This is a genomic window from Haloferax sp. S2CR25 (assembly GCF_031624535.1).
Lineage (GTDB): Archaea > Halobacteriota > Halobacteria > Halobacteriales > Haloferacaceae > Haloferax > Haloferax massiliensis.
Genome location: NZ_JAMQOO010000002.1, coordinates 395,687 through 420,381, shown reverse-complemented (window position 1 = coordinate 420,381; position 24,695 = coordinate 395,687). Strand labels below are relative to the sequence as shown.

Sequence of the window (24,695 nt, the reverse complement as noted above, 5' to 3'; positions counted from 1 at the left end):
GAATGACCCCGCGTACGAGACGGCCCGAACCGGTCGAACTGGGCGCGCCCGCACTTACCCGCGGGTTTCTGGTACTGAGTTCTACTCACGGGGGTACTAAAAACTACGTGGGTTCACCGCGTCCGCACGCCCGTACCCGTGGGAATCTCTCGCTCGATTCGCGGTCACCTGTCCGTTCGACGACGATTTCGCCTTCGAACGACCAGGTTTGACGCTATCGAGCACTGTCGGTCCGGCACCTTTAAGACAACTACGAGACGGATTTGATGCATGAGCGGCCGACCCCTCGACGTCCTCGAAGCGTCACTCGACGAGCCGGTGACGGTTCTCCTCAAGGACGGAAACGCGTACTTCGGCGTCCTCGCTGGTTACGACCAGCACATGAACGTCGTACTCGAAGAAGCGCTGGACGAAGACACCGTGCCCGGGGATATCGAACTCGAGCAAGTCCAAGACACAACCATTATACGCGGCGATAACGTCGTCACCATCAAAGCATGACGGGTGCAGGAACCCCCAGCCAAGGAAAGAAGAACAAGACGACGCACGTCAAGTGCCGTCGCTGCGGCGAGAAGTCCTACCACGTGAAGAAGAAGGTCTGCTCGTCTTGCGGCTTCGGTAAGTCGAAGAAGCGTCGGAGCTACGCCTGGCAGTCGAAGTCCGGCGACAACTAACGACTCTCGACGGTCTCCGACCGTCTCTGTCTTCTCTCTCGCCGTCTGCGGCGAGAACGAACCCGCGTTCCTGACTCCCGGTTCGTCCTCGCACCCGTGACACTCGCTAGCACCGAGTACGGGTCGTCCTCGGCGCTCGCCGACTGCGTGCGCGCTTCCTCGCGCGTCGTCGTCGCCTCCGCGGCCGTCTTCGTCACTACTCCCCGACGAGCACCGTCGTCATCCCTGCAACAGCCAGCGTCTCCGTGGCTGACGTCACCGCGCTTCGCCACGTCGTCGTCCGCAGTTCCGTCGCACGCCGAGATATGCACGTATGTGTATATTTGCTGGTTTCTGAACCCGTCGTTACTGCATAAGGACGGGTTTTTTACCCCCTCGACTCTCTATCGTCTTCCATGGTAACTGGGCGGGACGACTCCCACCACCACATCGGCGGACCGACCGAGAAGTGCGGTGTCGTCGGCGTCGCACTCGGCGGTCGAGACGCCGCACGACCCCTGTACTACTCGCTGTACGCCCTCCAGCACCGGGGCCAAGAGTCCGCAGGCATCGTCACCCACGACGGGTTCCAACAGCACAGTCACGTCCAGATGGGTCTCGTCGGCGACGCGTTCGGTGCCGACGACCTCGACGGCCTGAAGGGCGAGGCGGGCATCGGTCACGTCCGCTACCCCACCGCCGGCGACGTGTCGAAGTCGTGCGCCCAGCCGTTCGCCGTCTCGTTCAAGTCGGGGTCGCTCGGCCTCGCGCACAACGGCAACCTCGTCAACGCCGACGAACTCCGCGACGAACTGGAGAACTTCGGTCACGCCTTCACCTCCACGGGCGACACCGAGGTCATCGCCCACGACCTCGCGCGCAACCTCCTCGAAGAGGACCTCGTCCGCGCCGTCAAGCGGACCATGGAGCGCATCCACGGCTCGTACGCGCTCACCATCATGCACGACGAGACGGTCCTCGGCGTGCGCGACCCCGAGGGGAACCGCCCGCTCTGCATCGGGAAAGTCGACGACGGCTACGTGCTCGCCTCCGAGTCTGCCGCCATCGACACGCTCGACGGCGAACTCGTCCGCGACGTGAAACCGGGCGAACTCGTCGTGCTCGACCCCGACGGAAGCGGCTTCGACTCGTATCAACTGGTCGAACGCGACAACACGGCCCACTGCTTTTTCGAACACATCTACTTCGCCCGCCCGGACTCCGTGATGAACGACACGCTCGTCTACGAGGTCCGCCGCGGGCTCGGCCGGAAGCTCTGGGAGGAAAACGGCGTCGACACCGACGTCGTCATGCCCGTCCCCGACTCGGGTCGCGCGTTCGCCTCCGGCTACGCCGAGGCCGCGCAGGAAGACGACGCGACAGTCGAGTTCGCCGAGGGGCTGATGAAGAACCGCTACGTCGGTCGGACGTTCATCATGCCGACCCAAGACGAGCGCGAGCGCGCCGTCCGCCTGAAGCTCAACCCCATCAAGAGCACCGTCGAGGGGAAGTCCGTGACGCTCATCGACGACAGCATCGTCCGCGGGACGACCTCGAACCAACTCGTCCAACTGCTGTACGACGCCGGCGCGACCGAGGTCCACATGCGAATCGGCGCGCCGCCCATCGTCGCGCCCTGCTACATGGGCATCAACATGGCCACCCGCGAGGAGCTCATCGCCTCGGACAAGTCCGTCGAGGAGGTCCGCGACACTATCGACGCCGACAGCCTCGGTTACCTCTCTATCGACTCCGTCGCCGAGGTGCTCGAAAAGTCCCGCGCCGACCTCTGTCTCGGCTGTGTCACCGGCGAGTACCCCTACGACATCGACGGCGAGGAGACCGACCGCGACGTGAGCCGTCCCGTCGTCGGTGCCGAAGCGCCGCTGAGCGACTGAGTTCCCCCGTCTCGTCCCCCCGACCTATCGCTCCGCCTGACAGTCACCGAGAGCCTCGATAGCATAATCAACGCGGCCTTTCTTTTCTCTCGCGCCCGTCGTTCGAACCGTACTCCGACTCGCCGAGGACCGGGTTGCGAGCGGAGTACGGAGTGCGAATCGACGGGGTGGTGTAACACCGCGGGAGGGCCCGCACATCCCGTCTCTGTGACCTGCCGGTCGCACCGCGTACTACCGCCCGTCCGCACCGGCCCTCGGGCCGCGCGCCAGCCGCGGGCGTCGGACGGGTACTCCCTTTGAACGGCCGAGCGGCGGTGCTCGGCGACTCCCGCCTCAGTAGACGACGTAAAGGAGGGCGTAGACGACGTTTCCGAGGACGAACGAGACGAGCCACAGCGAGGCGGCGACGCGGCCGAACCGGGCGTGTTCGGTGCCGAAGACCTCCGTTATCGGCCGCGTCAACGCCAGCAACAGGACGTAGTAGACGACGGGGACGCAGACGATGGCCAAGAGTATGTGAATCGCCAGCGTCGGGAGGTAGACGAACCGGTAGACTGCGTCGGGGCCGGGGAACTCGGCGGTCCCCTGAACGACGACCTTGTAGAGATAGAGGACGAGGAACGTCGCGAAGAGGAGGAACGAGGCGAGCATCATGCGCCGGTGACGCTCGATTTCGCCGCGCCGGACGAACCGGACGCCGGCGAGGATGGTGACGATGGCGACGGTGCTGATGACCGCGTTCACGTGCGGAATCGCGTCGAACGCGGCCGCCGGCGCGACCGGGATCGCGGCGCGGGGAATCGCGCCGAGCGCCGCGCCGAAGACGAGCGCGAGCGACAGCACCGAGAGGAGAGCGGTCAGTCCGCGGACGTGGTCGCGTGCTCGGAACTCCATGGGCGTATCCCGGTGCCGCGGGGCCAAAATCGTTCTGTCGTCCCCCGCGGTGCGACGCCTGCAAACGCCCGACATTGCCGAGTCGAAAGGAAAGTCATTTAAATTACCACGGGGTAAACGAGAATGCAGTAAGACACAGCGAGCGTGGGTAGCCAAGCCAGGCCAACGGCGCAGCGTTGAGGGCGCTGTCCTGTAGAGGTCCGCCGGTTCAAATCCGGTCCCACGCATCGCATGTGCGGACTCACAGTCCGCAATGAGGCGGCGAAGCCGCCGAATGATGCAGGTGACGTCCCTACACGGACATCACCCACGCACAATCCTTCCACGAAACTACACCACAGAGAGATGCGTCTCTCTGGATTTCTCTGAACTGCTCCTCGGTGAGGAACACCTCTCTGAGTATCTTGTTGTTCACCGGACAGCGCCCGTGCCGCCCCCCGACTTCGACCATCGACCGCCGTCCCGTGCCGCGAGTTTAAAAGGGTCGAACGAGTAACACGCGGCATGGCCAAGTACTCGACGAACCGGGGCGGTGGCGGCGGCGACGGCGACAGTTGCGAACTCTGCGGCCGAAGCACCGCGAAGCTCCGGCGCGCGAACGTGGCCGGCGCGGACCTGTTGGTCTGTCCGGACTGCGCGCCGCACGGCGAGAACCGCCACGCCGACCGAAAGAGCGGGTCGAGTGACACCTCCCGGGACGGTTCCTCGGGGAACCGAAAGAAGCGCGCCGCCCAGCGGACGGCGAAGATGTACGACAGCGCGAAGGGCGACTCCAAGCACTGGGAGGAGAAAGGGACGAACTACGAGAAAGACCGGCTTCCCTACCTCGTTTCCGGCTACGGCGGCGTCGTCGAATCCGCCCGGCAGGACGCCGGCCTCCAACTCGCCGAACTCGCCGACGAACTCGACCTCGACGAGAAGCAACTGCTCGCCATCGAGCAGGGCCGCGCCACGCGGGCGAACGTCGGCGGGTCGGCCATCCGCGCGCTCGAAGAGCGCCTCGACGTGACCCTCGTCGACGAGTAGCACGATTTTTCTCGGTCGGGCGTGTCGACGCGCACATGTCCGACTCACTCGCAGCCGACTCCCCGACGGTCCGGGCGTTCGACGCGACGGTGACGCGCGTCGACGGTCGGTCGGTCACTCTCGACGAGACGTACTTCTACCCCGAAGGCGGCGGCCAGCCCGCCGACCGCGGTGTTCTCGGCGGCGTCGACGTCGAATACGTTCGCACGGACGCCGACGGAGCGGTCGTCCACGACCTCGCGGCCGACCCCGGTTTCGGCGTCGGCGACGAGGTGACCGGCGTCGTCGACGACGACTTCCGGACGTACTGCATGCGGGCCCACACCGCGAGTCACGTCCTCTACGGCGCGGGTCGCCGCATCTTCGACGACCTCGGCTACGGCGGCTTCGACATCTCCGCGGAGAAGGTGCGCGTCGACTTCGAGACCTCGACCGAGGTGGACGACGACGCGCTCGTCGAACTGGAGCGTCTCGTCAACCGGGCGGTGTGGGACAGCCGCGAGGTGTCGTGGGAGGAGATTCCCGTCTCGGAGGCCCGCGAGCGCGAGGAAATCGCGTTCAACGTCAAGACCGAGGAGGGCGTCTTCGCCGACGCTGACGAGGTCCGAGTCGTCTCCATCGACGGCTGGGACTGGGCGGCCTGCGGCGGCACGCACGTCTCGAACACCGTGGAAATCGGGCCGGTCGAAGTGCTCGGCCGGTCGAATCCCGGAGAGGGACTCACCCGGGTCGAGTTCGCGGTCGGTCCGTCAGCCATCGACCGGCGCGCCGCGGTCCGAACGTCCGCCTACGAGGCCGCCCGAGCGCTCGGGACGAACCTCGATGGATTGGGGGAGTCGGCCGCCGGAACCGCGGCCGCCCGCGAGGAACTGGAGTCCGAACTCGCCGACCTGAAATCCGAGGTGCTTCGCTCCCGACTCGCCGACTTCGAGACGGTCGAGCGCGACGGGCTGACGTGGAACGTCGGCGCGGTCTCCGGCTTCGATGCGAACGAGGTCGGTGAGGCCGCCAAGCAGGCCCGCGACGGAGCCGACGTAGACGTGCTCGTCGCCGTCGGCGAGTCCGACGCGCCGTTCGTCGTCGTCGCCAGCGCCGGCGACGCGGCCGCCGGCGACGTCGTCGCCGAGGTGACAGACGAGTTCGGCGGCGGCGGCGGCGGCGGGCCGACCTTCGCGCAGGGCGGCGGTCTCGGCGCGCCGGCCGACGAGGTGCTGGCGTACTTACGCGACTGAGTGACGCCCGGGTGCGGCCGAGACTGTGGTGTGCTGACGCCCGGCGGACGCCCGACGCTTCGATCATCTTTTTCAATGATGGTCCGTACTCAACACCATGGAAACCGTAGGGTCTGCCACGGGTCTGACCGACGAGCAACGGGCCATCCGCGACGTGGTCCACGAGTTCGCCGTCGAGGAGATTCGCCCGACCGCGCGCGAGGCCGACGAGACGGAGACGTTCCCCGAGGACGTGTGGGACGGTCTCGCCGAACTCGACCTGACCGGGCTGACCGTCCCCGAGGAGTACGGCGGGTTCGGTTCCGACCGCGCCACCTACGCCGTCGTCAACGAGGAGGTTGCCTACGGCCAGCTTGCCGTCGCCACGGCGCTCTCCGTGCACTGTCTCGCCACCGAGTGTATCGCCGAGTTCGCCACCGACGAGCAGAAAGAGACGTGGCTCCCCGAGATGGCCCGCGGCCGGCCGGTCGGCATGTTCGGCCTCTCCGAGCCGGACGCCGGGTCGAACCCCGCGGAGATGTCGACGGTCGCCCGACGAGCGGGCGACGAGTACGTCATCAACGGGAAAAAGCAGTGGATAACGAACGGCCAGCGCGGCGGCGTCTGTATCCTCTTCGCCAAGACCGACCCCGACGACCCCTCGTCGGTCACGCAGTTCCTCGTCCCGGAATCGGCCGGCTACGAGGTCGGCAAGAAAGAGGAGAAACTCGGCCTCCGCGCGTCCGACACGACGGCGCTCATCTTCGACGACGTTCGCATCCCGGCCGAAAACCGGCTCACCGAGGAGGGCAAGGGCCTCTCTGCGGCCTTCCGAATCCTGACCGGCGGCCGAATCGGCATCGCCTCGCAGGCCGTGGGACTCGCGCAGGCCGCGCTCGACGACGCTATCGACTACGCGAACGAGCGCGAGCAGTTCGACAAACCCATCTCGAAGATTCAGGCGATTCGCCACAAAATCGCCGACATGGGAACGCAGGTCCACGCCTCGCGGATGCTCGTCCGCGAGGCCGCCCGCGTCGCCGACGCCGGCGACGACCCGCGGACCGCGGCGTCCATCGCGAAATACTTCGCCAGCGAGGCCGCGGTCGACGTGACCAACGAGGCCGTGCAGATCCACGGCGGCTACGGCTACACCACCGATTTCGACGTGGAACGCTACTACCGCGACTCGAAAATCACGACCATCTACGAGGGGACCAGCGAGATTCAAAAGGAGATTATCGCGCGGTCGCTCCTCGACTGAACGCGCGAGCCGGCGAGCCGACCTCTGTTTCTGCCAGTCGCGTCGCTCACGGACTCCGGGCGAGCGTCGGAAGTCCTCGCTCGCGGACCACGTCGGCGGCGGCGACGCCCGCGAGGAGGAGACAGCCGACGAGCGTCACCCACGCGCCGGCCGCCGAGACGAACGTCTCGTCCCACAGCTGGATAAACCGCAGGACTGCGACGGTCCCGACGACGCCGACGACGAGTTCCGCGCGTCGGGACCGCCGTCCGGCGAGCGCGGCGAGAGAAAGCACGACGACCGTCGGGAGGAGGACGATGCCGTGAACGAGTTCCAGCCCGTTTCCCATGCCGCCGTAGTAGACGTCGATGACCGGCCCCTCGTGGGCCGGGTCGACCTGTATCCACGGGAGGAAGACGCCGGCCGCGACGACGAGCGACGGGAGGACCGGCGCGAGGCGTTCGCGGAGCGGGGATGCCATGCAGGAAGCGACGCCGGGTTTCCGTATAGGCCTTCTCCCGAAGCGTCTTTTCCCCGCGGTTCCCTACTGCGGGCAATGACGCTCCCCGATCTCTCGGCGTTCGACGCGGTCGTCTACGACCTCGACGGGACGCTCGTCGACCTCCGCGTCGACTGGAACGACACCGCCCGCGACGCCGCGGCCGTCCTGCGGGACGCCGGCGTCGACGCCGACTCGCTGGACCTCTGGAAGATGCTCGACGCGGCCGACGAGGCGGGCGTCCGCGACGAACTGGAGCGGGAAATCGCGGCGCACGAGCGGGAGGGCGCGCGGCTCTCCGACCGCCTCCCGCTCGCGGACCTCCTCGCCGAGGACGGCGTCCCCTCCGGCGTCTGCTCTCTCAACGCCGAGGACGCCTGCCGGGTCGCGCTCGACGTGCACGACCTTTCGGACCACGTCGACGCCGTCGTCGGCCGCGACACCGTGGCGACGCAGAAGCCCGACCCGGAACCGTTGCTCACGACGCTCGAACGCATGGCGGTCGGCCCCGACTCGGCCGTGTTCGTCGGCGACTCGGCCCGCGACGAGGTGACGGCCGACCGCGCCGGCATCGCCTTCAGATACGTCGACGGCGGCCCCTCCGGCGTCTGAGACGAGAGCCGGGGGCCGGAAGCCCGTCAGAACAGGGGCGAACAGGCGGCACGGCCGCTCCGCCGGGCGGCGTGCCGCGCTCCCGCGTCTCGCCCGGCGGCGATGCTCAACGCACGGCGGCGCTGGTCGCGGAATCCGTGATAAATCCCCGTTTCGGCGCGGGCGTTAAGCCCGCCGAGTCCTACGCTCATCTATGGGATTTCCGGTCTCGTACTACTGTCCGCACTGCGGCGCGGTCGTCGAGCTCGAACGCGACGGCTACCTGGCCGACAAGTCGGTGACGCCGTACCCCCTCGAAGGCTGGTCGTACGTCGACCCGACCGACGACTTCGAAGACGCCGACGGCGTCCGGCTCTCCTGCGGCGAGAGCGACGCGCCCGGCCTGTCGTGGACCGGCGACGTGGTCGACGCCGACGACGTGGAGCACCCCGGATTGGAGTCGCCGTGCGGCCGCGAGTTCTACCTCTCGTTCGTCAGATACGAAGACGGCCGCGAGGTCGAGGCGGTCCCCGAGAGCGACTACGTCGTCATCGGCGGGCGAGGCCCTTCGGGGCCGGCCGGACCCGGCGGACCGAACGCGGGGCCGCGCGGCCCCGGGGGGTTCTGAACCTTCGGCGCGACTCGCACGCACACTCGGTCGCCCGGTCACGTAGTCGCTCGACGGCGAGACTGCCCACGTCGTGCGAGCACGCATCAGCTCGTATTCAATAGCTCACGCGTCGATTACTCACGCATGGTTCCCATTCAGTCCTCGTTCGGTCTCGGCGACGCGCTGTTCTTCGTCCCGTTCGTCGCCCTCGCCGTCGTCATCTTCGCGTTCGCCGGCGCGGTGGTCTACCTCGAACACAGAAAGGAGATGGCGCTCATCGAGAGCGGCCACTACGACGAGGCCGGCCGCGACTCGCGGGCGTGGATTCTCGGCGGCGGCCTGCTCGTGCTCGCGCTCGGCCTCGGGAGCGTCGTCTCTGCCTTCCTCTCCGGCGGCGCGGTCGGCGACGGCGTGACCGCGGTGTTCGTCGGTCTCGCGGCGCTCGCGTACTACTTCTACAAGCGCCGCGCGGTCGGAACCACCGTCGCCTGACGCGAAAAGACGTCGGGGACTTCAGCCCTTGATGTTGCAGACGGGGAACGTCCGCGCGACCTTGTCGCCGATGCCCAACTCGTCGGAGACGCGGACGACCTCGTCGACGTCCTTGTAGACGCCCGGCGCTTCTTCGGCGACCGTCGCGCCCGACTGGGCCTTCACGTATATCTTCTCCTGCTCGCGGAGTTCGTCCTGCACCGTCTCGCCCCAGTACTCCTGTTTCGCCTTGGTCCGACTCATGAGTCGGCCCGCGCCGTGGGCCGTCGAGCCGAAGGTGAGGTCGAGCGACCGGTCGCCGCCGCGGAGGACGTAGCTCCCCGCGCCCATGCTGCCGGGGATGATGACCGGCTGACCCACGTCGGCGTAGGCGGGCGGGAGTTCGGGCCGGCCCGCGGGGAACGCCCGCGTCGCGCCCTTCCGGTGGACGTAGAGTTCGCGCTCCTCGCCGTCGACCTCGTGGACCTCCTTCTTGGCGATGTTGTGCGCCACGTCGTACAGCAGACGCATCTCCATGTCGCGCCAGTCGCGGTCGAACACGTCGGCGAACACCTCGCGCGTGCGGTGCATGATGAGCTGTCGGTTCACCCACGCGAAGTTGATGGCGGCGCACATCGCGCCGTAGTACTCCTCGGCGAGCTCGGAACCGGCGGGCGCGGCCGCGAGTTCCTTGTCCGGCAGTTCGTCGAGCAGGTCCTTGTGCTCCTTCTCGATGCGCCGGAGGTAGTCGGTGCAGGTCTGGTGGCCGAGGCCGCGGGAGCCGCAGTGGATGAGGACGACGATTTGGTCGGCTTCGAGGCCGAACGACTCGGCCACGTCCTCGCGGTAGATGTCGGTGACGCGCTGGACTTCGAGGAAGTGGTTCCCGGAGCCGAGGCTGCCGATTTGGTTGCGGCCGCGGTCCTTCGCCTTCTGGGAGACGAACTCGGGGCGGGCGTCGTCGCGGAAGCCCTCGTCCTCGCAGTGGGCGAGGTCGTCCTCCGTGGCGTAGCCGGCGTCGACCGCCCAGCGCATTCCGCGCGCGAGGATGTCTTCGATGGTCTCGGCGTCGCCCTTGACGACGCCGCCGCCGCCGAGGCCCGAGGGAACCGCCTCGAACAGGGCGTCGACGAGCTCCTCCTCGTGACCCCGCAGGTCCTCGTAAGTGAGATTCGTCGTCATCATGCGGACGCCGCAGTTGATGTCGTAGCCGACCGCGCCGGGCGAGATACAGCCGTCCGTGGCGTCGGTCGCGCCGACGCCGCCGACGGGGAACCCGTAGCCCTGGTGGCCGTCGGGCATGCAGATGGCGTGGTTGGCGATACCCGGTAGGTGCGTCGCGTTCCGCAGCTGTTCGAGCGTCTTGTCGTCGCCGATGTGGTCGAGCAGCGCCTCGGAGGCCAACACCCGCGCGGGGGCGTTCATCTCGCCCTCCCGCGGAATCTCCCAGACGTGCTCGCGAACCCGTCGCAGTTCGATGTCGCCGAACTCGCGCGTTTCCATACCCGGACAATCGACGCGGCGACTCAATAGGATTCCGTCACGCCGCGAGCGCCCGCGGCGCGCGGCCGCCGGGGACGACGAGGGCGACGAAGACGAAGCCGACAACTCACACGTCGAAGACGACGTACGCCTCCCAGCCGGCGTCGGTCTCCGCTAACCGCATCTCGGAGTAGGTGACGGCCTTCACGTCGCGGGCGTCCACGTCGGCGAAGGGGACGCCCCGCGCGGACGCCGCGACGACCCACTCGTCGCCCTCCCGCCGGACGGCCGCCTCGTGGGCCGCGGGGAGGACCCCGCGCACGTCGCGCTCGTAGATGAGTTGGTCGAGGTAGTCGAACAACAGCGCCTCGCGGTTCTCCGCGCGGACGACGAACGAAAATCGGTCGCCCGTCTCGGCGGGGGCGTCGCACATCGCGGCGGTGAGTCCGTCGGCGACGGCGGCGAAGACGGCACCGAGGCTCTCGCCGTCGGCCTCGACGGCCACGTCGGCGGTGTGGTCGCGGAGCGTAAATCCCATGCCGAGACGAGGGACGCCGTCGACCCTCGTCCTTTCGGTCGGCGGCGAGCGCGCGTCTCGCTCCCCGGGGGTCCGTTCGCCGGTCGTGTCGCCCCGCTATCCAGTCGGGGGGCGGCGTCGACCGGTCGTCCAAACGGACGGTGGAGTTATATTCTCGCTCCGGTTACGACCGGGTGTGAGCGTCAACGTGGAGATGCGGGTCGACGCCCCCGGCCAGCGCGAGTACGCCGAGGAGGCGTGGGACCTGAAAGAGCGGATTCGGGTCGAGGAAGGCCTCCTGAAACAGCGACGGGGCTTTTTCATGGACGCCTACCGCCGGGCGAACACGTATCTCCTCTACGAGAACGACGCGCTCGTCGCGTTCGCTTCCACGCGGCGCGACGGCTACATCCTCTTTCTCGCGGTCTCGCCCGACGCCCGCGGCGAGGGCTACGGCAAGCGCCTCGTCGCCGAGGTCGCAAAGGAACACCCGGTCGTGACCTGTCACGCCCGAACGACGAACACGAACGCCCTCGACTTCTACGAGAAGATGGGCTTCGAGGTCCGCCGCCGCATCGAGAACTACTACGAGGACGGCGGGGCCGCGTTCTACCTCCGACTCGGCGAGGAGGCCGGACTCAGAGAGAAGCTCTCGGAGTTCCTCCGCCGGTAACCGACCGACTGCGCCGCATTCGACACCGGTTGGAGAGCCGTCGCGCCGCAGCCACGCCCCCTTGCGCGTATCCTTAATTTTTATTCACTTCCTAGTATATGTAGTCGATATGTACATCGGAGTGCTCACCGTCCCGCTCGGAGACGAACCCCTCGACGACGCGCTCGACTACCTGTCGGGTATCGGCGTCGACGGCGTCGAACTCGCCGTCGGCGGCTGGCCCGGCGAGGACCACGTCGACCGGAGCGCCGTCCTCGCGGACGACGACGCGCAGGCCGACCTCCTCGATTCGGTCGAGAGCCGGGACCTGCAGATCAGCGCGCTCGCCACGCACAACAACCCGCTGCACCCCGTCGAGGAGACGGCCGCCGAGGCCGACACCGAACTCCGCGAGGCAATCGAACTCGCGGACGCCCTCGACGTGAACACCGTCACCTGTTTCTCGGGGCTCCCCGCCGGCGGGCCGAACGACGAGGTGCCGAACTGGATTACCGCGCCGTGGCCGACCGAGCACGCCGACGCCCACGACTACCAGTGGGAGGTCGCCGTCGACTACTGGTCCGACCTCGCCGCCTTCGCCGACGACCACGGCGTCGACATCGCCATCGAGATGCACCCGAACATGCTCGTCTACGAGCCGACGGGCATGCTGAAGCTCCGCGAGGCGACGAACGAGCGCATCGGCGCGAACTTCGACCCCTCGCACCTCTACTGGCAGGACATCTCCATCACCGACGCGATTCGGTTCCTCGGCGAGGAGGACGCCATCCACCACTTCCACGCGAAGGACACGAAGGTGTACGAGTCCGAATCGCGCATCAAGGGCGTCCTCGACACGACCTCCTACGCGGACACCGCCGACCGCTCGTGGCTGTTCCGCTCTATCGGCTACGGCCACGACGAGGGCCACTGGAAGGACGTGGTCTCGACGCTCCGGATGGTCGGCTACGAGGGCGCGCTCTCCATCGAACACGAGGACGCGCTCACGTCGTCCAAGGAGGGCCTCGAAAAGGCCGTCGACGTGCTCTCGCGCGCCGTCTTCGAGACGCAACCCGGCGACGCCTACTGGGCGGAGTAATCCATGACTGAACCACTCACCGTCGGCGTCCTCGGCTACCGCTTCAGGCCCACCTTTTTCCGGTTCGGGGCCGCGTCGCGACCCGCTCACCGCAAAAATCTGGACCAAAAACTGCCGCGAGACTCGGCCTCCGGCCTCGCTCGCGGTACTGCATCGGGCACGGAGGTGGCACAATGACTGAACCACTCACCGTCGGCGTCCTCGGCTACCGCTTCATGGGGAAGGCGCACTCCAACGCGCTCGCCCGCCTGCCGATGTTCTTCCCCGACGCGCCCGACGTGGAGCGCTCGGTCATCGTCGGCCGCGACGAGGAGGCGCTTTCCGACGCCGCAGACCGCTTCGGCTTCGAATCGACGGCGACCGACTGGCGCGACGTGGTCGACGACGTGGACGTGTTCTACAACCTCGGCCCGAACCACCTCCACGCCGAGCCCTCCATCGCCGCGCTCGAAGCCGGTGCCAGCGTCTTCTGCGAGAAACCGCTCGCGCCGACGCTCGACGAGGCCGAGGCGATGCGCGACGCCGCCCGCGCGGCCGACGGCGTCGCCGGGTGCGCGTTCAACTACCGCTTCGTCCCCGCCATCCGGTACGCGAAGGGGCTCATCGAGGACGGCGAACTCGGCGAGATTCGACACGTCCGCGGGCGCTACTTACAGGACTGGCTCGTCGACGCCGACGCGCCGTGGACGTGGCGCATGGACGAAGACGCCGCCGGCTCCGGCGCGCTCGGCGACCTCGGCGCGCACACCGTCGACCTCGTTCGGTTCCTCGTCGGCGACCGCGCCGGCGACATCGAACGCCTCTCGGGGCATCTCCAGACGTTCGTCGACGAGCGACCCGTGCCCGGCGAGGACGAGTACAGGCCCGTGACCGTCGACGACGCCTACACCGCGCAGGCGGAGTTCGAAAACGGCGCGGTCGGGAGCTTCGAGGCCTCGCGCTTCGCCGACGGCCACAAGAACGACCACACCATCGAGATTCACGGCTCCGAGGGGAGCCTACAGTTCTCGCTCGAACGCCTCAACGAACTGGAGGTAAAAACCGGCGACGCCCGCGGTTACGAGACGGTGCTCGTCACCGACGAGACGGACCCCTACCTCGACCACTGGTGGCCGCCGGGCCACGTCATCGGCTGGGAACACACGTTCGTCCACGAGAACTACGAGTTCCTGTCGGCGGTCGCCGAGGGCGGCGACTTCTCGCCGTCGTTCGAGGACGGCTACGAGGTCCAGAAAATCCTCGACGCCATCGAGCGCTCCGACGAGGCCGGCGAGTGGGTCAGCCTCGGCTGACGGGGCGGACGGAAGGAAATCGACCCGAACCGCGGGCGACCCGCCGCCCGCTCAGAACTCGATGACGCCCTCGTCGGTGATGACCTCGTCGATAAGGTCGACCGGCGTGGCGTCGTAGGCGGGGTTTTCGAGTTCGATGCCTTCGACGGGTTCGAGCATGACTTCGGAGGGCGAGCGAATCTCGTTTTCGAAGCGGAAGCCGTCGTCGACGACCTTCGCGCCCGAGCCGACGACCGTGACCGGTACGCCAACTTCGTTTGCGGCGGCGACGAGCGGGAACGTCCCGATGCGGTTGTAGAGCGTCTCCTCGACGATGCAGTCCATGCCGATGATGACGCGGTCGCACTTCGGGAGGAACATCCCGGTCGCGCCATCGACCATCAGGTGTGGCTCGACCGCGTCGATGGCGGCGAGTTCGCGCGCGAACTTCCGGCCGAGGAACCGCGGGCGGGCCTCTGTCACGTAGGCGGTGAGTTCCGCGCCGTCGGCGACGGCGAGTTCGACGGCCTCCATGACCGTCGAGGAGTAGTCGTGGGTGAGGAACGTCTGACCGTCCTCGATGGTCGCGGCCGCCTGTTGGGCGGCGCGGCGCTTGCCCGTCTCGACGGTCTCGACCACGCGGTCGATGGTCGCCACGGTGAGCTCCCGCGCCTCGTCGAGGTCGTCGGCCTCGCCTTGGACGCTGTGGAGCACGTCCTGCAGGGCGTTGTACAGCGACGCGTGCGAGGGGTTCGCCCGCTTGAGCGCGCCGACGTTCCGTTCGAGGTCGCGTTCGAACTCCTCGACGGTCGCGTAGTCGCGCTCGGTCAGCTCCGCGAGCGCCCGCGTGGCCTTGACGGCGACGACCGAGGAGCTGTGCGTCTGCATCTCGCGAATCTCCTCGATGGTCTCGTCTATCATACGAGAACGTCGCCGTATCGTGTGAAAGAGTTTCCGGGAGCGGGCGACGTCGCGGTCGCCATCGCCGTCGTGGGCGCGGCCCCGCGGTCAGCCGCGGTCGGCCTCAGTCCTCCGCGTCGATGTCGGTGTCCAACTCGGCCTCGGGGGGCGTCCCGCCGTCGCCCGCGTTGGTCCGCTTGGCGTAGACGAACAGGGCGACGGCGGTCACGAACCAGATGACCGCACCGACGCGGACCGCGAACTCGGCGCGCGCGCCCCACGTCTGGAGCCCCGCGTTAATCGAGAGGACCGCGACGATGGGCGAGCCGACGAGAATCGTCGTGACGAACGTCATCTGCATGACCCACCCGTAATCGACGCCGTCCGGATTCGAGCGCTCGACTGGTTGCACGGGTAGCAGTTTCACGGCGACGGCTAATGCGTGCCGGTTCCCGCTCGCTGCGCGGGGGTCCGACGCCCCGGCCGCCGGGGCTCAGCAGGCGGCGTTCGTCGCGGTCGGCTCGGTCGGTATCTCGTAGTCGACGAGGACGCTCGACGAGCCGCCCTCGCGTTCGATGACGACGCGGTAGTGCTGGCCCGCCTCGCAGATGGGGCGGAGCGCGCTGTCGGAGCCGGCACCGTCGATGTGGGCGTACTCGCCCGCGGGGCCGACCGTCTCGCCGCCGGTCCACACGTCCTCCCACGCGATTCGGTTGCCGGCGTCGTCGACGACGAACACCTGACTGCCGTCTTCGATGCTGCCGAACTCGTGGGTGATGTTGATGTACGCGCCGTTCGCGCCGTTGCCCGGGCCGTCGGGGTGGTAGTCCACGTCGAACGACACCTGCGGTTGCGGCTCGGTGAGCACGTCTTCGAACCCCATCACCATCGCGCCGACCGTGGCGGCGAGGAGGACGACGATGACGACGAGAAGCGAGACGCCGACGACCGGCGAGAGGCCGCGGTTCGACCGGCGTTCGGTGGGGGACAAAGCGGGCATGCGTCGTTCGCACAGGCGCATTCCCCTAAGTAAAGTGTTACTTCGGACGGGGGGTCGGGGCGACCCGCGCGGACGCCGCGGGCGGCGGGGGCCCGCGTTCGGCGACGCGCAAGGGTAACCTGATAACGCGGACGCGCCAACGGCACGCATGGTCACGGTACGGTCCATTCGGGCGAAGGCTGGTAGCGAGCCTATCACGATGCTCACGGCGTACGACGCGCCGACCGCGAGCATCGTCGACGAGGCGGGCATCGACATCGTCCTCGTCGGCGACAGCATGGGCAACACGGCGCTCGGCTACGACTCGACGCTCCCGGTGACCGTCGAGGACGTGGCGAGCCGGACCGCCGCGGTGGCGCGCGCGGCCGACGACGCCCTCGTCGTCGCCGACATGCCCTTCCTTTCTGTCGGCGTGGACGAGGCGTCGAGCGTCGAACACTGCGGCCGGATGCTCAAGGAGGCCGACGCCGACGCGGTCAAACTCGAATCCGGCCCGCACACGGTCGAACTGACCGAACATCTCGTCCGGCTCGGCATCCCGGTGATGGCCCACCTCGGGCTGACGCCCCAGCGCGTCAGGGAGGTCGGCTACGGCAGGCAGGGAACCGACCGCGACGACGCGCGGGAGATTCTCGACCTCGCGAAGGCCCACGCCGACGCGGGCGCGTTCTCGCTCGTCCTCGAACACGTCCCGGCGAACCTCGCAAAACAGGTCACGGCGGCCATCGACGTCCCGACCATCGGCATCGGCGCGGGCCCCGACTGCGACGGGCAGGTGCTCGTCGTCGACGACGTAGTGGGCATGAGCGACCGAACCCCGCCCTTCGCGGCCCAGTTCGGCGACGTGAAATCGGAGATGGAGCGGGCGGTCGGCGCGTACCGGGACGCCGTCGAAGCCGGGGAGTTCCCGGCCGAGGAACACAGCCACGTCGAAGACGACCTCGACGAACTGTACTGAGGGGCCCCGTTCCAGACACCCGAACTCGCGCCCGGTTGCGACGACCTACGCGACGCGGCGGTCGAGGAACGACTTCACGGCCTCGTTGAACGCCGCCGGCCGTTCGAGCATCGCCAGATGCGCGGCGTCTTCGACCGTCCCGAGTTCGCAGTCGGGCATCGTCTCCGCGAGGTACTCGTGGTACGACGGCGGCGTGAGACGGTCGTACTCGCCGACGAGCGCGAGCGTCGGAACCGAAATCTCGCCCACCTCGTCGCGGACGTCGAAGGTGTGACACGACAGGAAGTCGCGGCGGGTGACGGCCTGTCCGGCGTCGTACATCGCTTCTTTGGAGCCCTCGACGAGTCGCTCGTCGTCGGCGTGGAACAGTTTGTCCTCGCCGTGGAGAAAGGAGACGGCGCGGTCGAAGTCGTCGTCGAGCCAGTTCAGCAGGTCCGAGAGCACGGCGAGTTTCGCGCCCGTCCCCGCGAGCACCAGCGCGTCGAGGTCGAGGTCGCGTTCGAGCGCGAGCGTCAGGACGACCGCGCCGCCGAGCGAGTTGCCGACGAGGACGCTCGCGTCGGTCTCCTCGGCCACGGCGACCACGTCGTCGACGTAGGCCGACAGCGTCTCGTAGCCGGCGTCGGCGTCCACGTCGTCGCTGTCGCCGTGGCCGCTCAGGTCGAGCGCGGCGACCGGGTAGTCGTCGGCGAGGCGGAACTGGCCGCGCCAGACGCCGTGTGCGCCGCCGCTCCCGTGTACACAGAGGAGCGTCGGTCCCTCCCCGCCCGCGTCGCGGTATCGATAGGCTGTCTCCCGTCCGTGGTGGTCAACCGAGGCCGTCTCCATACCTCGAAACTGGTCGCCGCGAGCCAATAAACCCCCACGCAGGCACCGAGTTTCGGCGGCGGAGCGCCCCGACCGACCGGGCGGCCGACTGCCGAGGCCACTAGTTTGACGTTACTCCGCCGCGAACAGTACGGTGAGGCGTGGCGACTGTGAACCGCAATTCAACCGAAGTGCGGAATATCGGTGTCGTCACCCGATTCGGCGGAGAAAGATTTATATATTCAAAACGCTAACCTTGGGTTAGACTTATCATGAGCATGCAACAGTTCGCCGGCGGGAACGAGCGGTTCATTCGCCGGTACGAATACGAAGACAGCTGGGTCATCGCGGCCGACGTGGGTCTCTCGGAAGACGAGATCGACGTGGACATCGTCGGGTCGACGGCCATCGTCGTGGCCGACACCGGCGACCGCGTGACCGAGACGGAGTTCGAACTTCCCGCCGGCGGCGACGCCGACGTGGCGGTTCGGAACGGCGTGCTCACCATCACCCTCACCAAGTAAATGAAACTCATCGTCAAACCCCTCAAGCAGAAGGACGCCGGCCGCGGGCTCGCCGCCATCGACCGAGCCGCGGCCGCGGAACTCGACCTCGAAGGCGGGGATTTCATCCGCATCGACGGTCCGAACGACGGGACCGCCATCGCCCGCGTCTGGCCCGGCTACCCCGAAGACCAGGGCACGGGCATCATCCGCATCGACGGTCGCCTCCGCCAGCAGGCCGGCGTCGGCATCGACGAGCGCGTCGACGTGGAGAAAGCCGACGTGAAGCCCGCAAAGCGCGTCACCATCGCGCTCCCGCAGAACCTCCGCATCGGCGGCAACATCGGGACGTACATCCGCGACAAGCTCTCCGGCCAGCCGGTCGCGCAGGGCCAGAGCGTCCAGCTTCCGCTCGGCTTCGGCTTCATGAGCGCGTCGAACCAGTCGGTCCCCATCAAAATCGCGTCGACGGACCCCGACGGGACCGTCGTCGTCACCGACAACACCGAGTTCCAGGTGAGCCAGAAGCCCGCCGAGCAGATTAAAGACGCCGCGCCGGGCGACGAGGGCGGCCCCTCCGTCACCTACGAGGACATCGGCGGCCTCGACAAGGAGCTCGAACAGGTCCGGGAGATGATCGAACTCCCGATGCGCCACCCCGAGCTGTTCAAGCGCCTCGGCATCGAGCCGCCGAAAGGCGTGCTCCTCCACGGCCCGCCGGGGACGGGGAAGACGCTCATCGCGAAGGCCGTCGCCAACGAGATCGACGCCTCGTTCCACACCATCTCCGGCCCGGAGATCATGTCGAAGTACTACGGGGAGTCCGAAGAGCAGCTCCGCGAAATCTTCGAGGAGGCGACGGAGAACTCGCCCGCCATCGTCTTCATCGACGAGATAGACTCCATCGCGCCCAAGCGCAGCGAGGCCGGCGGTGACGTGGAACGCCGCGTCGTCGCCCAGTTGCTGTCGCTCATGGACGGCCTCGACGAGCGCGGCGAGGTCGTCGTCATCGGCGCGACCAACCGCGTGGACGCCATCGACAACGCGCTCCGCCGCGGCGGCCGGTTCGACCGCGAAATCGAAATCGGCGTGCCGGACCGCGACGGTCGCAAGGAGATCATGCAGGTCCACACGCGGAACATGCCGCTGACCGACGACGTGGACCTCGACGCCTACGCCGACAGCACCCACGGCTTCGTCGGGGCGGACCTCGAATCGCTGGCCAAGGAGTCGGCGATGCACGCCCTGCGGCGCATCCGCCCGCAGCTCGACCTCGACGCCGAGGAGATAGACGCCGAGGTGCTCGAAGGCCTCAAAGTCACGGAAGACGACTTCAAGCAGGCGCTCAAGAGCATCGAACCGTCGGCGCTCCGCGAGGTGTTCGTCGAGGTTCCCGACGTGACCTGGGAGGACGTGGGCGGACTCGAACCCACCAAGGAACGCCTCCGCGAGACCATCCAGTGGCCGCTCGAATACCCCGAGGTGTTCCAGCAGATGGACATGGACGCCGCCAAGGGCGTCCTGATGTACGGCCCGCCGGGCACGGGGAAGACCCTGCTGGCGAAGGCCGTCGCCAACGAGGCGGAGTCGAACTTCATCTCCATCAAGGGCCCCGAACTCCTGAACAAGTTCGTCGGCGAGTCCGAAAAGGGCGTCCGCGAGGTGTTCAAGAAGGCCCGCGAGAACGCCCCGACGGTGGTGTTCTTCGACGAGATAGACTCCATCGCGACCGAGCGCGGCCGCGACTCGTCGAGTTCGGGCGTCACCGAGCGCGTCGTCTCCCAACTGCTCACCGAACTCGACGGCCTCGAAGCGCTCGAAGACGTGGTCGTCATCGCGACGACCAACCGGCCGGACCTCATCGACTCGGCGCTCCTGCGCCCCGGTCGCCTCGACCGCCACGTCCACGTGCCCGTCCCCGACGAGGACGCCCGCCGCGCCATCCTCGACGTGCACACCCGCAACAAGCCGCTCGCGGACGACGTGAACCTCGACAAAATCGCGTCCAAGACCGACGGCTACGTCGGTGCCGACCTCGAAGCGCTCGCCCGCGAGGCGTCGATGAACGCCTCCCGCGAGTTCATCCGGAGCGTCGAGAAAGAGGACATCGGCGAGAGCGTCGGGAACGTCCGCGTGACGATGGAACACTTCGAAGACGCGCTCGACGAAATCGGCGCGAGCGTCACCGACGACGTGCGCCGCCGCTACGAGGAAATCGAAGAGCGCTTCCAGAAGAGCGAGGTCGAACGCGACCGCGAGACGGAAGTCGGTCGCACCTTCCAGTAAGCGCCTCGTAACCCGGCTCAAGCGGTTTTTCGAAGTGATTGTCCCCGAGCGGTGGCGCTGTCGGCCGCGACAGCCCAGCCAGTTCGCGGCGACTGTTCGTCCGCCGCCCGCCGCGGCGGTGGCGACCGTCACGTTCATATCACTCCCATCTGCTACGTAGTGGTACGCGGTTCTCGGGATACGAAATAATAAACGAGTCCTACGTTTGTTTCACCGGAAATGCGGTGTGTCTCCCGGCGTTTGTAAAGAATGTACTCGGCCGGTAGTTGTCGTTTCGGCGCGGGACGGAACCCGGACGGTCCGGCGGAGCGGTCGCCCGGTCGGGGCGGCGTCCCCCTCAGCCGTCGAGTTCGTCGAGGTCGGCGAGGATTTCGTCGGCGTGGCCGTCGGGCGAGACGCCCTCGTAGACCCGTTCGACGGTCCCGTCGGGGCCGACGAGATACGAGTTGCGGAAGACGCCGTCGAACGTCTTGCCGAACATGTTCTTTTCGCCGTAGGAGTCGTACGCCGCGGAGACGCTGCCGTCTTCGTCCGAGAGGAGCGTGAACGGGAGGTCGTACTTCTCGGCGAACGAGTCGAGGTCCGAGACGGGGTCGTCGCTGATGCCGATGACCGCCGCGTCGCGGTCTTCGAACTCGTCCCACGAGTCGCGGAAGCCGCAGGCCTCGGTGGTACAGCCCGGCGTGTCGGCGCGCGGGTAGAAGTAGACCACCACGTGTTCGCCGCGGAAGTCGGACAGCGAGACGAGGTCGCCGCGCTGGTCGGGGAGTTCGAAGTCGGGGGCGTCGTCGCCAATTTCGAGCATAGCCACCAGTTCCGGCGGCGGAAAGAAGGGTCTTTCTCAGTCGAGTTTCTCGGCCGCGCCGCGTTCGACCAGCGGGTCGGCGTTCGCCGACGGAAGCGTCACCACGTCCTCGGTGGCGAGGTCGTACTCGCGCTCGTCGACGCCGAGGATGGTCCCCACGTCGGCGGTGATGCGCACCGTCTCGCGCTCGTCGGCGAGGCCGGAAAGCGGGTCGTCGGCTGACGGCTCGACCGTGTCGGCGTCGTCCGCCGACGGGGCCGCGGTTTCCGGGTCGGGTTCGTCCGGCGGAACCGCCGGGCCGGAGTCTGTGGGGGTGGAGTCGGCGGGTTCGGAGTCGGGTTCGACCGCGGCGGCCTCGGTGGCCGGTCGGTCGGTCCCCGTCTGAGGCGTCGGCTCCGGGTTCGAAGCGCCGTCGCCGGTCCCACCGCCCATCGCGTCCGCGAGCACGTCGCCCGCGGCCGAATCGCCGGTGGGGGTCTCGGAGCCGCCAGCGTCGGTTCCGGTGCCGGTCGGCGCGGTCTCCGGGTCAGGCTCGTCCGGCGGAATCGCGGGACCCGACCCGCCGGGCGCGTCCGGTTCCGCGGTCGCCACGTCGGTCGCCGCAACGTCGTCCCGCGGGGAGTCGGCGGCCGACACGTCTTCGAGCGCGGACAGCACCGTGCCGCGGTTCTCCTCGATGCGGTCGACGAGGTCGTCGAACAGCCGCTTTTCCTCGCGGGTCAGCCCGTCCGTCTCGGAGGACATCCCCGCGGCCGCGAAGCTCGCGGCCTTGACGACCTTGCCGACGCGGCGCTCGTAGATGGAGGTGACGACCTCCTCCGCGGTCTCGATTTCGTCCGTGAGCCGCCGAATCTCCGGCGAGTAGTGGGTGCCGAGCTGTTCGGCCTTCTGTTCGCGTTTCGCCTTCTGCTCGGCGATGAACTCCGCGACGTCCTCGTAAAACGACTCGCGGAGGTGCTGTAAGCTGTCTTTCTGTCGCTCCGTCCGAAGCACGCTCCTGAGGTCGTCTACGTTCATTCTGTCACCTTCTCGGCTCGGCCGCGGGTCATGAGAAACACGCCGAGGCTCTCGTCTACTGACTGCACGCCGGAGTCGAGTGTAAAGCTATCGCCGTCGAACTCGACTTCGCCGGCGTCGGTCACTTTCACGGCGATGTCGCGGCCGCGGAAGCGGTCCGGCACCGCGTCCGACAGGGGGTCGAAGTCGTCGATCTCGTCGCGGTCGAGCGGTTCGACGACGAGTCCGGACCCGCCGTGGAGGCTCTTGGGGAGGCGAATCAGCCGCTTCGTGTCGGTCGTCACGGGTTCGTCTATCGGCGAGGTCTCGTCCTCGACGGTCTCGTGTGCGAGCGCCTCGACCAGCGTCCGGACGCCGGGGCCGCCGGCCTCGACGTTGCCCTCGCGGACGGCGTCGGGGTTGTTGCGGAACGCGCCGAGAATGGTTTTCGCGCGCCCGTCGCCGATGCCGTCGAGTTCCTTCAGCCGCGAGAGCGCGGCGTCTTCTTCCATCTCCAACAGCGCGTCCACGAACGCGAGGAGTCGCCGGTGGGTCCGCCGGCCCCACCCGCCCTCGGTTCGGAGGACGCGCTGAGTCGTCGTCCCGTGCTGTCGCGTCTCGATGAGCGCGTCGAAATCGAGGTCGATGGCGCGGATGTAGTCGACCACCTCGCGGCGGGCCTCGCTGTCGAGGCCGCGGACCGACTCGTCGCGCACGTGGACGTGGTAGCCGCGGCCGCCGGAGAACACCGCCTGCATCTCCTCGAACGCGAAGTCGTCTTCGAGGAGGTCGAGGAGGTCTAACAGGGCATCTTTCCCGGCGTCGAGCATGTCGGCGTAGCCCGTCGTCTCGGGGTCGACGCCGGGGAGGTGGTCCGCGTCGATGTCGAACACGAGGTCCGCCTCGCGCCAGCCCTTGTCGTCCATCGAGGACGCGCCGGGGTCCGCAAACCGGGCCGACGAGAAGTAGACGTGCCGGGGCGCGCTCCGGGCGAGGTAGTCCGAGAGGTCGCCGAGGTCGAGAAGCGACTGGTGGCGGTGCATCCGCGTGCCGCCGGCCGACCACGGGATGACACCCCACTCGCGTTCGCCCGGCGCTGGCGGGAGCGGAACGTCGGTGCTCCGGTAGTAATCGCCGAAGCGACCTTCGAGGTACTCGCGAGTGCGCCCGTCCATACACCTCGGGTTCCGGTGGCGCGGGTAAAGCGATTACGTCTCCGCGCGCCCGTGGTCGTTTCTCTCACTACCGTAGTGTGCGCATGCTTATCATTGTCGTTCGTGTATGAACCGGTGTGACCGACATGGAGTACACCTACCTCGGCGACACCGGCCTCGAAGTCTCGCGGCTCTGTCTGGGCTGTATGAACTTCGGCTCCAGCGCGGAGTGGATGATGAACGACAGGCAGGCGAGCCTCGACCTCCTCGACAGCGCGCTCGACGCCGGCATTAACTTCCTCGACACGGCGAACGCCTACTCCCGCGGGGAGTCGGAGGAAATCGTCGGCGAGGCTATCGCCGAGCGCGACCGCGAGGAACTCGCCATCGCGACGAAGGTCTACTTCCCGATGGGCGACGGGCCGAACAAATCGGGGCTCTCGCGCAAGCACATCATCGACCAGGCGCACGCGAGCCTCGACCGCCTCGGCACCGACTACATCGACCTCTACCAGATTCACCGCTGGGACGACGGCGTCCCCATCGAGGAGACGCTGTCGGCGCTCGACTACCTCGTCGAGGAGGGCCTCGTCAGGTACGTCGGCGCGTCCACGATGTCGTCGTACCAGTTCACGAAGGCGCTGTACACGGCCGACGTGGAGAACCTCGAACGCTTCGCCTGCATGCAACCGGAGTACAACGCGGTCGACCGTCACGAGGAGGCGAACCTGCTTCCGGTCTGCGAGGGCGAGGGCGTCGGCGTCATCCCGTGGTCGCCGCTCGCGGGCGGTTTCCTCACGGGCAAGTACGAGCGCGACGCCGAGGTGCCCGCCGACACGCGCGCGGAGTCCGACGAGTACACGTCGAACCGCTTCACCGACGAGAACTGGGCCGTCCTCGACGCGATTCGGTCGCTCGCCGAGGAGAAAGACGCCACGCCCGCGCAGGTGTCGCTCGCGTGGCTCCTCCACAAGCCCGTCGTGGACGCGCCCATCATCGGGCCGCGACGACTCGACCACCTCGAAGAGAACGTCGGCGCGCTCGACGTGACCCTGAGCGACGACGATATCGAGCGAATCGAGGCACCGAAGTCGCCGCGGTGGCCCGCGCCGGGGAAAGACTAAACCCCCGGAACCTAACCTTCACGTACAATTATTACATATTCGGGA

Annotated in this window: 28 protein-coding genes and 1 tRNA gene; 17 read left to right on the top strand and 12 right to left on the bottom strand. The window is 67.8% G+C overall.

Annotated elements, in window-relative coordinates; all coding sequences use genetic code 11:
- The first annotated feature begins 270 nt into the window (after positions 1-270).
- From NDI65_RS07520 to purF, 3 genes are all read left to right on the top strand, one after another.
- On the top strand, positions 271-501 hold the full coding sequence (locus tag NDI65_RS07520; RefSeq protein WP_004042938.1) for an LSM domain-containing protein: 231 nt from the start codon (positions 271-273) through the stop codon (positions 499-501).
- Positions 498-674, top strand: coding sequence for a 50S ribosomal protein L37e (locus tag NDI65_RS07515; RefSeq protein WP_004042936.1), 177 nt, complete (start codon positions 498-500; stop codon positions 672-674). The genes NDI65_RS07520 and NDI65_RS07515 overlap by 4 nt, the downstream gene beginning before the upstream one ends.
- A 395-nt stretch (positions 675-1,069) precedes the next feature.
- Positions 1,070-2,551 (top strand): amidophosphoribosyltransferase, encoded by a 1,482-nt coding sequence (purF, locus tag NDI65_RS07510; RefSeq protein WP_004969405.1) that lies wholly within the window; start codon positions 1,070-1,072, stop codon positions 2,549-2,551.
- Positions 2,552-2,884: 333 nt separating this feature from the next.
- Here the strand turns inward: purF and NDI65_RS07505 are convergent, their stop codons facing one another.
- A complete protein-coding gene (locus NDI65_RS07505) occupies positions 2,885-3,445 on the bottom strand; it encodes a DUF420 domain-containing protein (RefSeq protein WP_089777430.1) in 561 nt (186 codons plus the stop codon).
- 142 nt (positions 3,446-3,587) lie between these two features.
- On the opposite strand from NDI65_RS07505, the gene NDI65_RS07500 reads away from it, so the two are divergent.
- A tRNA-Leu gene (locus tag NDI65_RS07500) sits at positions 3,588-3,672 on the top strand.
- Between the two features lie 65 nt (positions 3,673-3,737).
- Here NDI65_RS07500 and NDI65_RS07495 read toward each other — a convergent pair.
- On the bottom strand, positions 3,738-3,896 hold the full coding sequence (locus NDI65_RS07495; protein WP_167344106.1) for a hypothetical protein: 159 nt from the start codon (positions 3,894-3,896) through the stop codon (positions 3,738-3,740).
- A 53-nt stretch (positions 3,897-3,949) separates the two neighbouring features.
- On the opposite strand from NDI65_RS07495, the gene NDI65_RS07490 reads away from it, so the two are divergent.
- The 3 genes from NDI65_RS07490 (at position 3,950) to NDI65_RS07480 (ending at position 6,946) form a co-directional block, all read left to right on the top strand.
- Entirely contained in the window at positions 3,950-4,471 is a 522-nt protein-coding gene (locus tag NDI65_RS07490; RefSeq protein WP_089777429.1) for a multiprotein-bridging factor 1 family protein, read from the top strand.
- A 35-nt stretch (positions 4,472-4,506) separates the two neighbouring features.
- Positions 4,507-5,703 carry a DHHA1 domain-containing protein gene (locus NDI65_RS07485; protein WP_310893526.1) on the top strand — a complete coding sequence of 399 codons (1,197 nt, stop codon included), beginning with the start codon at positions 4,507-4,509 and terminating at the stop codon, positions 5,701-5,703.
- A 97-nt stretch (positions 5,704-5,800) separates the two neighbouring features.
- Positions 5,801-6,946: an acyl-CoA dehydrogenase family protein gene (locus tag NDI65_RS07480; protein WP_089777427.1), complete on the top strand. Its 1,146-nt coding sequence runs from the start codon at positions 5,801-5,803 to the stop codon at positions 6,944-6,946.
- A gap of 46 nt (positions 6,947-6,992) precedes the next feature.
- On the opposite strand, the gene NDI65_RS07475 is transcribed toward NDI65_RS07480, so the two are convergent.
- A complete protein-coding gene (locus NDI65_RS07475; protein WP_089777426.1) occupies positions 6,993-7,406 on the bottom strand; it encodes a hypothetical protein in 414 nt (137 codons plus the stop codon).
- Between the two features lie 75 nt (positions 7,407-7,481).
- Here NDI65_RS07475 and NDI65_RS07470 point away from each other — a divergent pair, with 75 nt between their 5' ends.
- The 3 genes from NDI65_RS07470 (at position 7,482) to NDI65_RS07460 (ending at position 9,117) form a co-directional block, all read left to right on the top strand.
- Positions 7,482-8,036 carry an HAD hydrolase-like protein gene (locus NDI65_RS07470; protein WP_089777425.1) on the top strand — a complete coding sequence of 185 codons (555 nt, stop codon included), beginning with the start codon at positions 7,482-7,484 and terminating at the stop codon, positions 8,034-8,036.
- Positions 8,037-8,229: 193 nt separating this feature from the next.
- On the top strand, positions 8,230-8,643 hold the full coding sequence (locus tag NDI65_RS07465; protein WP_089777424.1) for a hypothetical protein: 414 nt from the start codon (positions 8,230-8,232) through the stop codon (positions 8,641-8,643).
- 126 nt (positions 8,644-8,769) lie between these two features.
- Positions 8,770-9,117: a hypothetical protein gene (locus tag NDI65_RS07460; protein WP_310893525.1), complete on the top strand. Its 348-nt coding sequence runs from the start codon at positions 8,770-8,772 to the stop codon at positions 9,115-9,117.
- A gap of 21 nt (positions 9,118-9,138) precedes the next feature.
- Here the strand turns inward: NDI65_RS07460 and NDI65_RS07455 are convergent, their stop codons facing one another.
- On the bottom strand, positions 9,139-10,599 hold the full coding sequence (locus NDI65_RS07455; RefSeq protein WP_089777423.1) for an RtcB family protein: 1,461 nt from the start codon (positions 10,597-10,599) through the stop codon (positions 9,139-9,141).
- Positions 10,600-10,705: 106 nt separating this feature from the next.
- The gene (locus tag NDI65_RS07450) at positions 10,706-11,116 is read right to left on the bottom strand and encodes an archease (RefSeq protein WP_089777422.1); all 411 of its coding nucleotides are present in this window, start codon (positions 11,114-11,116) and stop codon (positions 10,706-10,708) included.
- Between the two features lie 175 nt (positions 11,117-11,291).
- Here NDI65_RS07450 and NDI65_RS07445 point away from each other — a divergent pair, with 175 nt between their 5' ends.
- The 3 genes from NDI65_RS07445 to NDI65_RS07435 all read left to right on the top strand — a co-directional run bounded on the left by NDI65_RS07445 (position 11,292) and on the right by NDI65_RS07435 (position 14,138).
- Entirely contained in the window at positions 11,292-11,768 is a 477-nt protein-coding gene (locus NDI65_RS07445) for an N-acetyltransferase (protein WP_042662716.1), read from the top strand.
- A 109-nt stretch (positions 11,769-11,877) separates the two neighbouring features.
- Complete coding sequence (locus NDI65_RS07440; protein WP_089777421.1) at positions 11,878-12,846, top strand: sugar phosphate isomerase/epimerase; 969 nt, start codon at positions 11,878-11,880, stop codon at positions 12,844-12,846.
- Between the two features lie 173 nt (positions 12,847-13,019).
- On the top strand, positions 13,020-14,138 hold the full coding sequence (locus NDI65_RS07435; protein ID WP_310893524.1) for a Gfo/Idh/MocA family oxidoreductase: 1,119 nt from the start codon (positions 13,020-13,022) through the stop codon (positions 14,136-14,138).
- Positions 14,139-14,189: 51 nt separating this feature from the next.
- On the opposite strand, the gene NDI65_RS07430 is transcribed toward NDI65_RS07435, so the two are convergent.
- From NDI65_RS07430 to NDI65_RS07420, 3 genes are all read right to left on the bottom strand, one after another.
- On the bottom strand, positions 14,190-15,038 hold the full coding sequence (locus NDI65_RS07430; protein WP_310893523.1) for a translation initiation factor eIF-2B: 849 nt from the start codon (positions 15,036-15,038) through the stop codon (positions 14,190-14,192).
- A gap of 103 nt (positions 15,039-15,141) precedes the next feature.
- Complete coding sequence (locus NDI65_RS07425) at positions 15,142-15,378, bottom strand: DUF5822 domain-containing protein (RefSeq protein ID WP_049920556.1); 237 nt, start codon at positions 15,376-15,378, stop codon at positions 15,142-15,144.
- A gap of 132 nt (positions 15,379-15,510) precedes the next feature.
- Complete coding sequence (locus NDI65_RS07420; RefSeq protein WP_089777418.1) at positions 15,511-16,017, bottom strand: type IV pilin; 507 nt, start codon at positions 16,015-16,017, stop codon at positions 15,511-15,513.
- Positions 16,018-16,165: 148 nt separating this feature from the next.
- Between NDI65_RS07420 and panB the strand changes: the two genes are divergently transcribed.
- Positions 16,166-16,975 carry a 3-methyl-2-oxobutanoate hydroxymethyltransferase gene (gene panB / locus NDI65_RS07415; RefSeq protein WP_089777417.1) on the top strand — a complete coding sequence of 270 codons (810 nt, stop codon included), beginning with the start codon at positions 16,166-16,168 and terminating at the stop codon, positions 16,973-16,975.
- A gap of 45 nt (positions 16,976-17,020) precedes the next feature.
- On the opposite strand, the gene NDI65_RS07410 is transcribed toward panB, so the two are convergent.
- Positions 17,021-17,803, bottom strand: coding sequence for an alpha/beta hydrolase (locus NDI65_RS07410; RefSeq protein WP_089777416.1), 783 nt, complete (start codon positions 17,801-17,803; stop codon positions 17,021-17,023).
- 251 nt (positions 17,804-18,054) lie between these two features.
- Between NDI65_RS07410 and NDI65_RS07405 the strand changes: the two genes are divergently transcribed.
- Positions 18,055-18,306 (top strand): Hsp20/alpha crystallin family protein, encoded by a 252-nt coding sequence (locus NDI65_RS07405; RefSeq protein ID WP_042662709.1) that lies wholly within the window; start codon positions 18,055-18,057, stop codon positions 18,304-18,306.
- Positions 18,307-20,571: a CDC48 family AAA ATPase gene (locus NDI65_RS07400; protein ID WP_089777415.1), complete on the top strand. Its 2,265-nt coding sequence runs from the start codon at positions 18,307-18,309 to the stop codon at positions 20,569-20,571.
- 337 nt (positions 20,572-20,908) lie between these two features.
- Here NDI65_RS07400 and bcp read toward each other — a convergent pair whose 3' ends face one another.
- From bcp to priS, 3 genes are read right to left on the bottom strand one after another with little or no spacing between them, the layout of a single operon-like run.
- Positions 20,909-21,376, bottom strand: a complete 468-nt coding sequence (gene bcp, locus NDI65_RS07395; RefSeq protein ID WP_089777414.1) for a thioredoxin-dependent thiol peroxidase — start codon at positions 21,374-21,376, stop codon at positions 20,909-20,911.
- Positions 21,377-21,412: 36 nt separating this feature from the next.
- Positions 21,413-22,393, bottom strand: coding sequence for a DNA replication protein (locus tag NDI65_RS07390; protein ID WP_089777413.1), 981 nt, complete (start codon positions 22,391-22,393; stop codon positions 21,413-21,415).
- A complete protein-coding gene (gene priS, locus NDI65_RS07385) occupies positions 22,390-23,547 on the bottom strand; it encodes a DNA primase small subunit PriS (RefSeq protein WP_089777412.1) in 1,158 nt (385 codons plus the stop codon). The genes NDI65_RS07390 and priS overlap by 4 nt, the downstream gene beginning before the upstream one ends.
- Before the next feature lie 125 nt (positions 23,548-23,672).
- Between priS and NDI65_RS07380 the strand changes: the two genes are divergently transcribed.
- A complete protein-coding gene (locus NDI65_RS07380; protein ID WP_310893561.1) occupies positions 23,673-24,650 on the top strand; it encodes an aldo/keto reductase in 978 nt (325 codons plus the stop codon).
- Positions 24,651-24,695: the final 45 nt, after the last annotated feature.